A 12,415-nucleotide genomic window follows, 5' to 3' on the forward strand; every position below is an offset into this window, starting at 1 on the left:
GGTATGGACACCGAGTTCGACTGGCTCTCGCTCGACGACGACGAGGAGGTCCTCTGGGCCGACACGCCCCACCCGTACAGTCTCGTCCCCGCGTTCGTCGTCGGCGTCCCGCTGGCGTTCGTCCTCGTCGGCATCCCGATTCTCGTCTCCGCGTACCTCACGTATCAGAACACCAACTACGTCGTTACCTCAACGGCCCTCTACAAGAAGACGGGCGTCCTCTCCCGGAGCGTCCAGCGCATCGAGTTCGACAAGGTGCAGGACACCTCCTACCGTCAGAGCTTCTTCGGCGCGCAGTTCGGCTACGGCACCGTCGACATCAGCACGGCGGGCGGCGCCGGCGTCGAGCTGAGCTTCCAGAACGTCGCCGACCCCCAGCAGCTCCAGACGTTGATCAACGAGCGACTCCGCCGGCGCGAGAGCCGGACCGGCGACGGCGACAAGGCATCCGTCCTCGACGACATCCTCGTCGAACTGCAGGCGATCCGACGGGCGGTCGAAGGTGGGTCGTCACCCAGCGAGTCACCGTCCTCGACGGCTGCGACCGACGAGACCATGTTCGGCGCAACGTCCGATGCCGAACCCGACGTGGACGGGGCGGACGACCGGTCCGACCCGGACGGTCGATGAGCGTCACGGACGCTCCCGGAGCCGAACGAACGTCGCGCATCGACGAGTGGATGGCCCGCGGCGACGAGGAGGACGTCCACTGGAGCGGCCATCCGCGCGTGACGACGACGCTCCCAGCGGTCGTCGTCGGACTCGCGCTCGTCGCCGTCGGCGTCGTCGTCGCGGCCACACAGAACCGACTGCTGGTAGCGCTGCTCGTCCCGGTCGGTCTCGCGGTCGCCGTCGGCGCGTACCTCCGGGTCGTCAACACCCGCTACGTCGTCACCGACCGTGCGCTGTACCGCAAGACCGGCGTCCTCTCGCGTCGCGTCGAGCGCGTCTCGCTGTCCCGCGTCCAGAACAGTTCGTTCACGCAGGGGGTGCTCGGGTCGCTGTTCGACTACGGCACCGTCTCGGTCGAGGCGGCGGGCGGCGGGTCCATCGCGTTCGCCGACGTCGACGACCCACGCGCCCTCCGCACGCTGATCGAGCGACAGGTCGGTAGCGACGACGACATCCCCGGCGACGTCGACCAGTGGACCACCGTCCTCGGCGAGGTGCGTCGACTCCGAAGCGCAGTGGAACGACGGGGTCGGTAGCGCCCTCGTCTCTCGGCCGTCGGTGACCGTTGCCGCGGCACCGACGCTTTTGCGACCGGCCCCGCGAGAGGAGGTATGAACGACTGCAGCGCACACCACTTCGGCGTCACCGTCGCAGAACTCGACCGAGCGGTCACGTTCTACGAGGACGTGTTCGGACTCGACGTCGCCGCCCGCTTCTCGGTCTCCGGCGAGGCGTTCTCGACCGGCGTCGACGTCGACGGCGCGACCGGCCGCTTCGCGCATCTCGACGCAGACGGTGCACGCGTCGAACTCGTCGAGTACGACCCCGAAGGCGACGCGCGCAAAGCAAGTCGACTCAACCAGCCGGGTGCGACACATCTGGGGCTGTCGGTCGACGACCTCGACGCGTTCTACGCCGGCCTCCCCGACGACGTCGAGACGCTCAGCGCCCCTCAGACGACCGAGAGCGGGACGCGGATCATGTTCGTCCGCGACCCAGAGGGGAACCTTGTCGAGGTACTCGAAGCGTAGGCGAGAGTCACCCGACGTCGCCGAGAAGCGGAGTCACATCGTCGAGGTCCCTCCCCGGCGTCGAGAGTCAGAACCCCTCCCGTAGGTCGTCTCGGGCGTGTTCGGTCTCGCCCTGAGATACCCCTCCGGGAACTCCTCGTCGTCCGCGCCACAGTCAGGGCACGATTCACCGGGGTTGCCGACGAACCCTTGCTCACAGAATCGACATTCGTACAACATACATCCACGATAATAGATAGCATACCACATATTACTTTCCCACAGTCGGACAGTCTCCCGAAGGATTCGTCGCAAACTCTCTATTTATCGGTTATTTATGGAAAATTTACTATTCCTCTCAGTTCGTTTCGTCGTGTCGATGATCTAATCGGAAGCTTCAACTGGCGGTTCGACCTCGTTTGTATCTCTGCTGGTCGGGGGTGAATCGGTACGATAAAGTAGGGGAATCCTCCGGGTTGTACACTCTACCACGTCGCCGTCTGGCGATTCACCCCGAAATCTGAAAACAGCACATATTTACACGCTCGAACCTGAAAACGTATCTCAATGGCTGATTTCTCCCGGCAACGATCCCGCCGTCGCGTCGACGAGGACGAACAGACGTCCGACGAATCGGAAGAGCAGACCTGTCCGGAGTGCTCGTCCGATAGCGTCGTCCACAGCGGGGGCGAACTCGTCTGTGACGACTGTGGACTCGTGCTCGACGAGCAGAACATCGACCGGGGGCCGGAGTGGCGTGCGTTCAACCAGAACGAGCGTGATTCGAAATCGCGCGTCGGCGCACCGACGACGAAGACGATGCACGACAAGGGGCTGACAACCCAGATCGACTGGAAGAACAAGGACGCCTACGGGCGGTCGCTCTCCTCGGAGAAGCGCTCCCAGATGCACCGGCTGCGGAAGTGGCAGGAGCGTATCCGGACGAAGGACGCCGGTGAGCGGAACCTCCAGTTCGCGCTGAGCGAGATGGATCGGATGGCCTCCGCGCTCGGCGCGCCGCGGTCGACACGCGAGGTCGCGTCGGTGCTCTACCGCCGCGCGCTCAACGAGGACCTCATCCGCGGACGCTCGATCGAGGCCGTCTCGACGAGCTGTCTCTACGCCGCCTGCCGGATGGAGGGGATCCCGCGGAGCCTCGACGAAGTGACCGAAGTCGCCCGCGTCCCGTACAAGGAGATCGGCCGGACGTACCGCTACATCGCCCAGGAACTCAAGCTGGAGATGCAACCGGTCGACCCCAAGGAGTACGTCCCCCGCTTCGCGAGCGAACTCGGCGTCAGCGAGGAGGTCAAACAGAAGGCCAACGAGATCATCGACGTCTCGGCCGAGCAGGGACTGCTCTCGGGGAAGTCGCCGACCGGGTTCGCCGCCGCCGCGCTCTACGCCGCCTCGCTGCTCTGTAACGAGAAGAAGACCCAGCGGGAGGTCGCCGAGGTGTCGCAGGTCACCGAGGTCACGATCCGCAACCGCTATCAGGAACAGATCGAAGCGATGGGTCTCTACTGAGGCCGTCGCTTCTCTCTTTTCACACGCGTCGACCCCAACGGGGGAAGCTATACCTCGCTGTTCGCCCTCTTACGGTCGTGACCGACGACCAGCCGGCCCGGGCGGGCGAGTCTACCGACGAGTCGAGCTACGTCGTCGCCCGGGTTCGGGGCGAACGGATCGAGGTCCCCGCGTCCGTGCTGGACGACCTCGGCGGCGTCGCCGCCGCCGACGAGATGACCGCCGAGGCGTGGCTCGAACGGAACCTCGGGCCGTCGATCCTCTACGGAGGACTCGTCCAGTTGGTCGACGAGTTCGGCGACGCCGAGGCGGTTCCGTCCGCGACACGGGTAGCGCGGTGGCGGGCGGAACTGGCCGAGACGCGCGAGGCCGCCGAGGAGGTCTGGGACAGCCCGACGCTCGGCTACGCCGAACAGATCCGGGCGGCGGCCGACCGCCTCGAGACACTGCTCGAGACGCTCGAGACGAGCACCACGGCGCTCGAGGAGTGTCGCCGACGGTACAGCTCGGATCACGAACTCGTCGAAGAACTCGCCGCCAACGTTCGACGACAGGTCGACGCCCTCCGCCGCGTCGCCAACGCGCTGACCGACTGACTACGACTCGTCCGATCCGTCTGTTCCCAGCGCCACCGGTTCGACCGACAGATACGCGTCCAACTCCATCGTCGAGAGACCGTCGGGGAGCGTCCGCCACTCCCCGTGTTCCTCGTCGGCGGTGTGTCGGATGTGGTTCAACAGTCCGCCTCGGGCACGGGGCTCGTCGGCGGCCTGTCGGATGTTCGTCCGACTGGCTCCACAGAACGGACACTCCCAGCTGACTCGCACGAGGACCGAGTCGACTGACATACGCGATCGTACGGGCCGTAGCCGGAAAAATAACTAGAGTAAATACGGAAAGAAAGAAATTCTTTGCTACTGAACAGAGTCGATATAGTCGAGCACCGTCACGTCGGACGTGATCGTCTCGGGGAGCGTAATCGAGTCGACGCGTTCGGCGTCGGAGATGCGGTTCCCCTCCGGATCGATCTCGTAGACGACGGGCGTTCCGGCGCCGCGCGTCCCCTTGTCCTTCGCGAGGAGACGGATCCGACGGTTCTCACCGATGAGTTCGACGGTCGTGTCGACGTACTCGCCGGCGTAGTTCGCGCGCTCGCGCCGTTCGCGGACGTTGAACGGCCCCATCCCGTTGATACGGACGGACCGCGTCCCTGCCCGCAGTTCGTCGACCGTGTCGCGCACCTCGGTCCCGGTACGTTGCGTACTACTCATTGTTTACTCGTTCGCGTGTAAGCGTTTAACGTTCACGGTCGACTGTCACCACGGCACACGGTCCGAGAAGCGTCTATCCCGACTGTATACTACATTATTACTTGTACTCTCTTTAGTATGGTATTTCTCGCTGACATTTTTCTCTCTTTTTAGATCTTCGTTTATAACGCATTTTATCAATGAGCTGTACAAATTCTACAAATTTTAAAATTTGTGATCGCTGTCTCCGAACGGACTCGGGATGGGAAGTACAGTTATTTCTGTTGTCTTGTCACGGCCGGGCCGAGAAGTAGTGGCCGCCATCGGCGACTACCCTCGGGCGTCGACGACGGCGGCCCCCACGAGGTCGACGACGTCGTTTTCACTTTTTTGCGTCGGGTCCGCGCTGCGGATCCTCTTGAACGTTCTAGACCAAAAATCGCCCCGGAGAGAGCGCTACAGTTCGCCTTCGCTGTCTTCCTGTGCGTCGACGACGGCGACGCTGGCGAGGTTGACGATGTCCTTGACCTCGTCACCGCGCTGCAGGACGTGGACGGGTTTGTCCATCCCGACGAGCATCGGGCCGATGGCCTCCGCACCGCCGAGTCGCTGGAGCAGTTTGTAGCCGATGTTGCCCGCCTCGAGGTTCGGGAACACCAGCACGTTCGCTGGCCCGTCCAGGTCTGCGAAGTCGTAGGTGTCGTTCAGCATCTCCTCGACGAGTGCGGTGTCGGCCTGCATCTCCCCGTCGACGGGGAAGTCGACCTCGGGGTCGTCGTGCAGGCGCTTCACCGCGTTTCGGGGTTTTCGCACACCCTCGTTGTCGACGCTGCCGAAGTCCGAGTACGACAGGAGTGCTGCCCGGGGTTCGACGTTGAAACTGCGGGCGAGATTGGCCGTGTGCTTCGTCACTTCGGCGAGCACATCCTCGTTGGGGTCGAGGTTGACCGTCGCGTCCGCACAGAAGATTACGCGGTTCTTGAACGTCAGCATGTAGACGCCGGCGGCGTAGTCGGCGTCCTCGGCGGTGCCGATCACCTGCAGCGGCGGGCGGAGCGCCGAGGGGTAGTGGTGGGTGAGGCCGGTGAGCATCGCGTCGGCGTCGTCCATTCCGACCATCACGCTGGCGAAGTAGTTCGAGTCCTGCCGGATGAGTTCGCCCGCCTCCGTCCGGGTGAGCCCCTTGCGCTGTCGCCGCTCGTAGAGATGCTCGACGTAGTGGTTCCACTCGCCCTCGTGGGGGTTGGCGATGACCGGGTCGAAGTCCAGGCCGAGTTCCTCGGCCTTCCGTAGGATCTGTTTCGTCCGCCCGATGAGGATCGGTTCGGCGATGTCGTCTTCGACCAGCTGGTTGGCCGCGCGGATCATCTTCGCGTCCTCGCCCTCGGCGAGCGCGACGCGCTTCGGTTCGGACTTCGCCTTGTTGAGCACCACCCGCATCATCTCGCGGGACTTCCCGAGACGGGCTTCCAACTCTTCGCGGTACTCGCCGAGATCGATCTCCTTTCGTGCGGCCCCGCTATCCATCGCGGCCTCGGCGACGGCGGGCGTCACCTCGTAGAGGACGCGCTGGTCGAGCGGTTTCGGGATGAGGTAGTCGGGGCCGAACTGCAGGGGTTCGTCGCCGTAGGCCTTGACGACGGCGTCGGGGACGTCCTGGCGGGCGAGGTCGGCCAGCGCGTCGGCGGCGGCGACTTTCATCTCCTCGTTGATCTCGGTGGCGCGGACGTCGAGCGCGCCGCGGAAGATGAACGGGAACCCCAGCACGTTGTTTACCTGGTTGGGGTAGTCAGAGCGGCCGGTCGCCATGATGACCGTGTCCTCGCGGGCCGATTTGGCGTCTTCGTAGGAGATCTCGGGGTCGGGGTTGGCCATCGCGAAGATGATGGGGTCGTCGGCCATCGAGCGCACCATCTCCTGGCTGACGATGCCGCCGACAGAGAGGCCGACGAACACGTCGGCGTCCTCGATCGCGTCTTCGAGTTCGCCGTCGTCGACGCCGCGGGCGAACGGTTCGGTGAACTCGTTGAGGTCGCCCGCTTCGGCGCGTGCCTCCGAGAGCACGCCGTTGATGTCGCACATCGTAATGTTCTCTCGGGGGATGCCGAGAGAGACGTAGAAGCGAGCGGTCGCCGTCGCCGCCGCGCCCGCGCCCGCGAAGGTGACTTCGAGTTCCGAGAGCTCCTTGCCGGCGATGTCGACGGCGTTCCGCAGCGCGGCACCGGAGATGATCGCCGTCCCGTGTTGGTCGTCGTGGAACACGGGGACGTCCATCTGCTCGGAGAGCTCCGACTCGATGGCGAAACACTCGGGGGCCTTGATGTCCTCGAGGTTGACGCCGCCGAACGTCGGTTCCATCGCGGCGACGGCCTCGGTGAACGCGTCGGGGTCCTCGAGGTCGAGTTCGACGTCGAACACGTCGATGTCGGCGAAGCGTTTGAACAGCACACCCTTTCCCTCCATGACGGGTTTCGACGCCTGCGCGCCGATGTCGCCGAGGCCTAGAACGGCCGACCCGTTGGAGACGACGCCGACGAGGTTCCCCTTCGCCGTGTACTCGTAGGCCTGCTCGGGGTCGGCGTCGATGTCGCGGCACGGCGCGGCCACGCCCGGCGAGTACGCCAGCGACAGGTCCCGTTGGGTGTTCGTCGGTTTGGTCGTCGAGATCTCTACCTTGCCCGGCGGGGCACGCCGGTGGTACTCCCGTGCGTCGTCTTCGAGCGTCATCGGTCGCTCCCTCGTAGCGGAGGTAGGTAGGGCCTTTGTTCGACGGTCAGGTGAGCGACAGATTCGACACGGTTTCGACACGAGCGGTCGCCCCCACCGGCGACAGGAGTATTTGCCCGGCCTGCGGGGTAAGCCCACGCAGAGTGCTCTCGACGGGGAGCCCCCGCGGTCGCGGGGTCGGCGTTCGTCTCGGAGCTGTCGTCCCTCGTCGGTGACACCGTCGTCGACTACCCCACCGTCGAAGACGACGGCGGGATGCAGAGTGCCGTCCGCCACGGAGCGACCGTAAAGTCGAACGGTATCGTCGCTGCTGGCGCTATCGTCCTACAGAGCCCGACGGACCCGTCGGGTCACGTCGCGTACGGCGCGCGGGCAGAGACCAGACCGCTCACGGACGACCAGCGCGACGAGGTCGTCCGCGTCCACGAACACTACGTCGAACTCGGGCGGCAGTACAGAGAAGTCGGGCGGTTCGAGTGACTACATTCGTCGCAAGCGCGATGCTCTCGCTGTGATCTCTCTTCCTGACGGCGACTCGACACTGTTACGCGACTACCGGTGTAACGAGCCTCCTCACCTCCCGTCGCCCCTCCTCGTTACATTCGCGACGGTGGTCCCTCCGGCGGCGACGGGCGTCGTCCGACGTTCCGGAGTGAGAGAGTGGCCACGTCGCCGTCGGAGACGGTTCAGACGAGTACCAGGAGACGACCGTTCGAGAAGTCGAAACACCGATTCCGCCGAGGTGACGGCCGTCACCGACGAGCTCGGGTCTCTTGGGGCTCTTGCAGCGCGGCTACGACGGGATTCTCATTTACTGCTACGCAGATAGCACAGTCGTCGACTCCCGGAGCTCGGACGCAGAGTGGCGGTCGCTTAGCAGGTTATTAACGTTGTACTGCGGGGTGAATCGCGGTCTCGTCCGGTCCGTCGGACTCGCGCGGGAGCGGAAAGTCGACGGTCGACTCGTGTCGGCTCAGGCGTTGTTCATCCGGGTCATCTCGGTCTCGCCACAGACCGAACACTCGCTCACGCGGTACGGCTCACGCGAGAACGAGCGGCTCTTGTCGTCCGGACCGTCGTTCTCCTCCATGATCTGGAGTCGAACCTGGTGCTCTGTGTCCTCGCCGCAACCGGGACACGATTCGACGTGCTGCACGTGGTGGGGTTTCTTGGCGGCCATCGTCTTCACTCCCTACTTAGGACCGAACGGGTATCACTATAGAGCTGTTAATACCGCCTCCGACAGACGTTTTTACACCGAATAACCCCGACAACGGTTTGCAACTGACCGTCTCACCCGGTGTCGTGTTCCTCGAAGGCCGACCCGGCGTCGGCAGCGAGGTCTCTCGCTTCGATATGCGAGTAATGTTCCCGTACCATCGACTCGGAGTTGTCGAGTAGTCGAGCGGCCGCCGTGAACCCGCGTTGTCGGACCATCACCTCGCCGACGCCACGACGCCCGCCGTGCGGGGCGAGATAGCCGTGTCTGTCGTCGAGCGTGAGGTCGGCCGCTTCGCAGAGTCGGCGCATCGTCCGACGTGCGCCGTCGGTCGTGATCGACGGCGGTGTCAGGTCGTACTCCCGGAGCGCGTCGAAGACGTCGGCGTGTCCGGACAGTTCGTCGACGTACGCCTCGACGGCCGACTCGCTCCAGTCGTGGTCGTCGGCGAGCCCCGCCCGTACCGTCGCGTAGAGCTTCGGGTAGTGAAACGTCGGGAACACCGGCCAGTCCGGTCGCGGGTCGAGTACCCGACGATATCGCTCGACTGCGGCGACCGCCTGCGTCGGGAGCGACCGGTCGGACCATCGTTGCTTCTTCGAGAACACTGTCATCGTGTTGTCCGCCAGCGAGACGTCGCGCCAGCGGAGCCCCGTCCGGCGGTCGTCTTTCGGGTCGGCGACGAGTTCGCCGCCGCGAACGCCTGAATAACAGAGCACGTACACGAGTGCGCGGTCCCGGTAGGACCGCACCGCCTCGAAGAGGTCGTCACCCTCGTCGAGTCCGTCGAGCGCGTCGTCGACCGTCCGGTCGACGTGGCGGGTGATCCGCCGGCGGTGGTCGTCGGTCCACGCCTGCTGGTCGCCGGACCGTCGCCCGTCGTTCTTGGGCAGCGGTTCCTTCGCGACGTTCTGCTGGGCCGGGTTCCGATCGAGATAGCCTTCCCGGACGCACCACCCGACGTAGGCGCTCACCTGCGCGTAGTAGGTGAGCACCGTCCCGGCGGCGAGTTCGCGTCGGTGGAGCGGTTCGTCCGACGCGGGGTCGTGGATGGTCAGCGCGCGGGCGAACCGGCGGAGCGTCGGTGCGTCGAGGTCGCCGAAGGTGACCGGCGTCTCCCCGTCGCGGGCGAGCCACTCGAGGAAGTCCCGGACGACGCGCTCGCAGTTCCGACGGTAGTTACCGCTTCCGGCCCCACCCTTCGCCTTCGAGCGGAGAAACGCGTCCAGCGGGTCGGCGACGGGAGTGTCGCTCGACTCGGCGGTCATTCCTCGTCGGGCACCGTCCAGAACGGCGGGGTCGTCTCGTAGTGGTTCGAGTCGGGGTCCTCGTCGGCGTGGGCGTAGAGCGCGTCGTGCGCGCGGCGGTGGATCATCTCGGAACGATCCGCCGTCTCCGCTATCGGTGCCCCGTCGTCGGCCGAGTCGTAGACGACGCGCCACTCCTCGTCGTAGTGGAGGGCGAGGAGGCCACGCCCGGTGATGTTGACGAGCAGTTGGTAGGCCAGCTGTTCGCCGTCGTAGCTGCCGCGGACGGCGACGCACTGTTCGATGCCGTCGAGCTCTTCGAGTTCGTCGGCGAGGTCCGCTTCGACCTCTCTGTCCGGGAGCGTGTCGACGAACCGCTGGCTCATCGAGTCACCTCGGGCGTCGGGACAGCGTTCGTGGTGGTGTCGGGCGTCGAAGCCGGAGAGCGTGCGATGGTCATCGTCTGTCTATGGCCGACGGCGGGAGTCAACTAAAAACTACTCTTGACTATCGGAGTAATCAAGAGTGATCTCTGAGACGACGGATCGACACTATCGAACGCTCTCGAGCGCGAATCTGGCGGATACGCGAATAGATAAATCACATATCGATATAGGAATTCGAACTGAGAGCGGGTCCCTCGACGACAGTCCCGAGTAATCGGACGTTATCCCGACGGCTCCCCGCACGAGGACGGCGCTCTCAGGCGCTCGCACCCGTCTCGTCGTCCGAGAGATACGACATCGCCTCGGCGTCGCTCACCTGCCGGAAGTCGTCGTAGAACGCCCCGACCGCACCGAAGTACTGCGGCGTCTCGACGCAGACGACCTCGTCGGCCTCGTCTTCCAGTTTGCGGACCGTGTCCGGCGGCGCGACCGGCACCGCGAGGATCGTCCGCTCCGCCCCGGCGTCGCGCACCTGGCGGAGACAGGCGGTGGTGGTCGCCCCCGTCGCGACGCCGTCGTCGACGACGAGGACGCTCTTCCCTTCGAGGTCGAGCGGCGGACGGTCGCGTCGGTACCGCTCGAGTTTGTCGGCGGCGGCCTCGGCCTCCTCCGCACGCTTCCGCTCGACGTACTCGTCGCCGACATCCAGCGAGTCGATGATCGAGTCGTTCAGCCAGACGGTGCCGTCGCTGGCGACGGCACCGATAGCGAGTTCTGGGTTCGACGGCGCGCCGATCTTCCGGGCGGCGACGACGTCGAGCGGGACGCCGAGTGTGTCGGCGACGGCGCGACCGACGGGGAGCCCGCCCCGAGGGATCGCGAGCACGACGTCCGCCTCGATGCCTTTCTCCCGGAGGAGCGATGCAAGTCTACTGCCTGCGTCGGTTCGGTTTCGGAACATGGTGGAGGTGTCGTCGGCCTCGCGGGGTTCGCGAGCGACAACGTCGACACCGGAGAGACGTGCGTCACCACGAATAAGATTTCGTGGGTCGCGACGGGTTCGATCGCGGTCGACGGCTCCACGCCCCCCGCACATAGCTATTTGCCACTGTCTGACGTTATACACGTTGCGATGACAGCCGTTAAAATCATCAAAGTCCTGGGAACCTCCACCGAATCGTGGGAAGACGCCGCGCGCGAAGCGGTCGCGCAGGCGGCGGAGACGGTTCAGGACATCCACGGTATCGAAGTCGAAGACTGGACCGCGACGGTCGAAGACGGACAGATCACGGAGTACAAGGCGACCGTCGAACTCGCCTTCCCCGTCGCCCACGAGTGAGCTAGCTCCATGACCCTCGAGAGACTCGCCAGAACCGACGTCGTCACTGTCGGCGTCGACGCTCCCATCGACGAGATCGTCGAGACGATGCGGACGCACAACGTCGGGTCGGTCGTCGTCGTCGACGGCGAGAGCCCCCGCGGCATCGTCACCGACCGTGATCTCGTCCTCTACGCGATGGACGGCGAGGCGTCGCTGACCGCCCGAAACGTGATGGCGGAGGACCTGTTCACCGTCGACGTCGACTCGGACGTCTTCACGGTCATCAGCGAGATGGACGAACGGAAGGTCCGTCGGGTGCCGGTGCTCGAAAACGGGAGGCTCGTCGGCATCGTCACGTTGGACGACTTCGTCGGACTGCTCGCCGCCGAACTGGAGAAACTGGCCGCCATCATCGAGGCGGAGTCGCCGCGACAGTGAGCGACCGGTTCGACCGGGCGACCCCCACTCGCCCGAAGTCGAACGGGTCGAGCTACCGGTGGGAGACCAGCTCGTCGAAGTCGACGCCGACGACCTCCAGCTGCTCGCGGTAGCGGTTGCGGATCGTCACCTCGGTCACCTGTGCCACCTTCGCGATCTCCCGCTGGGTCCGCTTCTCGTTGCAGAGCAGCGCGGCCGTGTAGATGGCGGCGGCGGCGAACCCGGTCGGCGACTTCCCGGAGTGTAACCCTTCGGCCGTCGTCCGCTCGATGATCGTCGCGGCGCGCTGTTGGACGTCCTCGCTGAGGTCGAGTTCCGAACAGAACCGCGGGAGGTACTGCTTCGGGTCGACCGGCGGCATGTCGAGTCCCAGTTCGTGTGCGATGTACCGGTAGGTGCGGCCGATCTCCCGCCGTTCGACGCGGGCGACCGACGACACCTCTTCGAGACTCCGTGGGATCCCCTCCTGGCGGCAGGCGATGTAGAGCGCGCTCGTGGCGACGCCCTCGATGGAACGCCCGCGGATGAGGTCGGTGTCGAGCGCCCGCCGGTAGATGACGGCCGCGACTTCTCGCACGGAGCGCGGCACGCCGAGCGCGGAGGCCATCCGGTCGATCT

At 65.2% G+C, this 12,415-nt stretch carries 17 protein-coding genes; 8 read left to right on the forward strand and 9 right to left on the reverse strand.

The annotated features are described in order from the left end of the window. The first annotated feature begins 3 nt into the window (after positions 1 to 3). From BSG17_RS22805 to BSG17_RS22815, 3 genes are all read left to right on the forward strand, one after another. Complete coding sequence (locus tag BSG17_RS22805) at positions 4 to 630, forward strand: PH domain-containing protein (protein WP_089827688.1); 627 nt, start codon at positions 4 to 6, stop codon at positions 628 to 630. After that, entirely contained in the window at positions 627 to 1,208 is a 582-nt protein-coding gene (locus tag BSG17_RS22810) for a PH domain-containing protein (protein ID WP_089827689.1), read from the forward strand. Before BSG17_RS22805 ends, BSG17_RS22810 begins: the two co-directional genes overlap by 4 nt. Positions 1,209 to 1,283: 75 nt before the next feature. Continuing rightward, positions 1,284 to 1,703, forward strand: a complete 420-nt coding sequence (locus tag BSG17_RS22815; RefSeq protein WP_089827690.1) for a VOC family protein — start codon at positions 1,284 to 1,286, stop codon at positions 1,701 to 1,703. Positions 1,704 to 1,736: 33 nt separating this feature from the next. Here the strand turns inward: BSG17_RS22815 and BSG17_RS26455 are convergent, their stop codons facing one another. Continuing rightward, entirely contained in the window at positions 1,737 to 1,922 is a 186-nt protein-coding gene (locus BSG17_RS26455) for a hypothetical protein (protein ID WP_139246774.1), read from the reverse strand. 327 nt (positions 1,923 to 2,249) lie between these two features. Between BSG17_RS26455 and BSG17_RS22820 the strand changes: the two genes are divergently transcribed. Then, on the forward strand, positions 2,250 to 3,209 hold the full coding sequence (locus tag BSG17_RS22820; protein WP_089827691.1) for a transcription initiation factor IIB: 960 nt from the start codon (positions 2,250 to 2,252) through the stop codon (positions 3,207 to 3,209). 77 nt (positions 3,210 to 3,286) lie between these two features. Beyond that, complete coding sequence (locus BSG17_RS22825; RefSeq protein ID WP_089827692.1) at positions 3,287 to 3,805, forward strand: hypothetical protein; 519 nt, start codon at positions 3,287 to 3,289, stop codon at positions 3,803 to 3,805. Here the strand turns inward: BSG17_RS22825 and BSG17_RS22830 are convergent, their stop codons facing one another. From BSG17_RS22830 to BSG17_RS22840, 3 genes are all read right to left on the reverse strand, one after another. After that, on the reverse strand, positions 3,806 to 4,057 hold the full coding sequence (locus BSG17_RS22830) for a hypothetical protein (RefSeq protein ID WP_089827693.1): 252 nt from the start codon (positions 4,055 to 4,057) through the stop codon (positions 3,806 to 3,808). Between the two features lie 66 nt (positions 4,058 to 4,123). Continuing rightward, positions 4,124 to 4,480, reverse strand: a complete 357-nt coding sequence (locus BSG17_RS22835) for a hypothetical protein (RefSeq protein WP_089827694.1) — start codon at positions 4,478 to 4,480, stop codon at positions 4,124 to 4,126. Positions 4,481 to 4,915: 435 nt separating this feature from the next. Further along, positions 4,916 to 7,186 (reverse strand): NADP-dependent malic enzyme, encoded by a 2,271-nt coding sequence (locus BSG17_RS22840; protein ID WP_089827695.1) that lies wholly within the window; start codon positions 7,184 to 7,186, stop codon positions 4,916 to 4,918. Between the two features lie 255 nt (positions 7,187 to 7,441). Here BSG17_RS22840 and BSG17_RS22845 point away from each other — a divergent pair, with 255 nt between their 5' ends. Beyond that, positions 7,442 to 7,666 carry an LbetaH domain-containing protein gene (locus tag BSG17_RS22845; RefSeq protein ID WP_244531679.1) on the forward strand — a complete coding sequence of 75 codons (225 nt, stop codon included), beginning with the start codon at positions 7,442 to 7,444 and terminating at the stop codon, positions 7,664 to 7,666. 493 nt (positions 7,667 to 8,159) lie between these two features. On the opposite strand, the gene BSG17_RS22850 is transcribed toward BSG17_RS22845, so the two are convergent. The 4 genes from BSG17_RS22850 to BSG17_RS22865 form a co-directional block, all read right to left on the reverse strand. Then, positions 8,160 to 8,366, reverse strand: coding sequence for a DUF7835 family putative zinc beta-ribbon protein (locus tag BSG17_RS22850; RefSeq protein ID WP_089827697.1), 207 nt, complete (start codon positions 8,364 to 8,366; stop codon positions 8,160 to 8,162). Positions 8,367 to 8,479: 113 nt separating this feature from the next. Continuing rightward, positions 8,480 to 9,673, reverse strand: coding sequence for a tyrosine-type recombinase/integrase (locus BSG17_RS22855; protein WP_089827698.1), 1,194 nt, complete (start codon positions 9,671 to 9,673; stop codon positions 8,480 to 8,482). Next, positions 9,670 to 10,038 carry a DUF7964 domain-containing protein gene (locus BSG17_RS22860; RefSeq protein ID WP_089827699.1) on the reverse strand — a complete coding sequence of 123 codons (369 nt, stop codon included), beginning with the start codon at positions 10,036 to 10,038 and terminating at the stop codon, positions 9,670 to 9,672. Before BSG17_RS22860 ends, BSG17_RS22855 begins: the two co-directional genes overlap by 4 nt. 316 nt (positions 10,039 to 10,354) lie before the next feature. Then, on the reverse strand, positions 10,355 to 10,999 hold the full coding sequence (locus BSG17_RS22865; protein ID WP_089827709.1) for a phosphoribosyltransferase: 645 nt from the start codon (positions 10,997 to 10,999) through the stop codon (positions 10,355 to 10,357). A gap of 171 nt (positions 11,000 to 11,170) precedes the next feature. On the opposite strand from BSG17_RS22865, the gene BSG17_RS22870 reads away from it, so the two are divergent. Beyond that, positions 11,171 to 11,377, forward strand: a complete 207-nt coding sequence (locus BSG17_RS22870; RefSeq protein ID WP_089827700.1) for a dodecin family protein — start codon at positions 11,171 to 11,173, stop codon at positions 11,375 to 11,377. A 9-nt stretch (positions 11,378 to 11,386) separates the two neighbouring features. Next, a complete protein-coding gene (locus BSG17_RS22875; RefSeq protein WP_089827701.1) occupies positions 11,387 to 11,797 on the forward strand; it encodes a CBS domain-containing protein in 411 nt (136 codons plus the stop codon). Positions 11,798 to 11,849: 52 nt separating this feature from the next. On the opposite strand, the gene BSG17_RS22880 is transcribed toward BSG17_RS22875, so the two are convergent. Further along, the coding region (locus BSG17_RS22880; RefSeq protein ID WP_394327985.1) for a transcription initiation factor IIB at positions 11,850 to 12,415 on the reverse strand (566 nt) is incomplete at its 5' end.

It is taken from the genome of Halogranum amylolyticum (assembly GCF_900110465.1).
In the GTDB taxonomy this organism is placed as follows: Archaea; Halobacteriota; Halobacteria; order Halobacteriales; family Haloferacaceae; genus Halogranum; species Halogranum amylolyticum.

What these genes read in the sequence shown, in the direction of transcription:
- BSG17_RS22805 (WP_089827688.1), top strand. Translation starts at nt 4, where the DNA reads ATGGACACCGAGTTCGACTGGCTCTCGCTCGACGACGACGAGGAGGTC.
- BSG17_RS22810 (WP_089827689.1), top strand. Translation starts at nt 627, where the DNA reads ATGAGCGTCACGGACGCTCCCGGAGCCGAACGAACGTCGCGCATCGAC.
- BSG17_RS22815 (WP_089827690.1), top strand. Translation starts at nt 1,284, where the DNA reads ATGAACGACTGCAGCGCACACCACTTCGGCGTCACCGTCGCAGAACTC.
- BSG17_RS26455 (WP_139246774.1), bottom strand. Translation starts at nt 1,922, where the DNA reads ATGTTGTACGAATGTCGATTCTGTGAGCAAGGGTTCGTCGGCAACCCC.
- BSG17_RS22820 (WP_089827691.1), top strand. Translation starts at nt 2,250, where the DNA reads ATGGCTGATTTCTCCCGGCAACGATCCCGCCGTCGCGTCGACGAGGAC.
- BSG17_RS22830 (WP_089827693.1), bottom strand. Translation starts at nt 4,057, where the DNA reads ATGTCAGTCGACTCGGTCCTCGTGCGAGTCAGCTGGGAGTGTCCGTTC.
- BSG17_RS22835 (WP_089827694.1), bottom strand. Translation starts at nt 4,480, where the DNA reads ATGAGTAGTACGCAACGTACCGGGACCGAGGTGCGCGACACGGTCGAC.
- BSG17_RS22840 (WP_089827695.1), bottom strand. Translation starts at nt 7,186, where the DNA reads ATGACGCTCGAAGACGACGCACGGGAGTACCACCGGCGTGCCCCGCCG.
- BSG17_RS22845 (WP_244531679.1), top strand. Translation starts at nt 7,442, where the DNA reads ATGCAGAGTGCCGTCCGCCACGGAGCGACCGTAAAGTCGAACGGTATC.
- BSG17_RS22850 (WP_089827697.1), bottom strand. Translation starts at nt 8,366, where the DNA reads ATGGCCGCCAAGAAACCCCACCACGTGCAGCACGTCGAATCGTGTCCC.
- BSG17_RS22855 (WP_089827698.1), bottom strand. Translation starts at nt 9,673, where the DNA reads ATGACCGCCGAGTCGAGCGACACTCCCGTCGCCGACCCGCTGGACGCG.
- BSG17_RS22860 (WP_089827699.1), bottom strand. Translation starts at nt 10,038, where the DNA reads ATGAGCCAGCGGTTCGTCGACACGCTCCCGGACAGAGAGGTCGAAGCG.
- BSG17_RS22865 (WP_089827709.1), bottom strand. Translation starts at nt 10,999, where the DNA reads ATGTTCCGAAACCGAACCGACGCAGGCAGTAGACTTGCATCGCTCCTC.
- BSG17_RS22870 (WP_089827700.1), top strand. Translation starts at nt 11,171, where the DNA reads ATGACAGCCGTTAAAATCATCAAAGTCCTGGGAACCTCCACCGAATCG.
- BSG17_RS22875 (WP_089827701.1), top strand. Translation starts at nt 11,387, where the DNA reads ATGACCCTCGAGAGACTCGCCAGAACCGACGTCGTCACTGTCGGCGTC.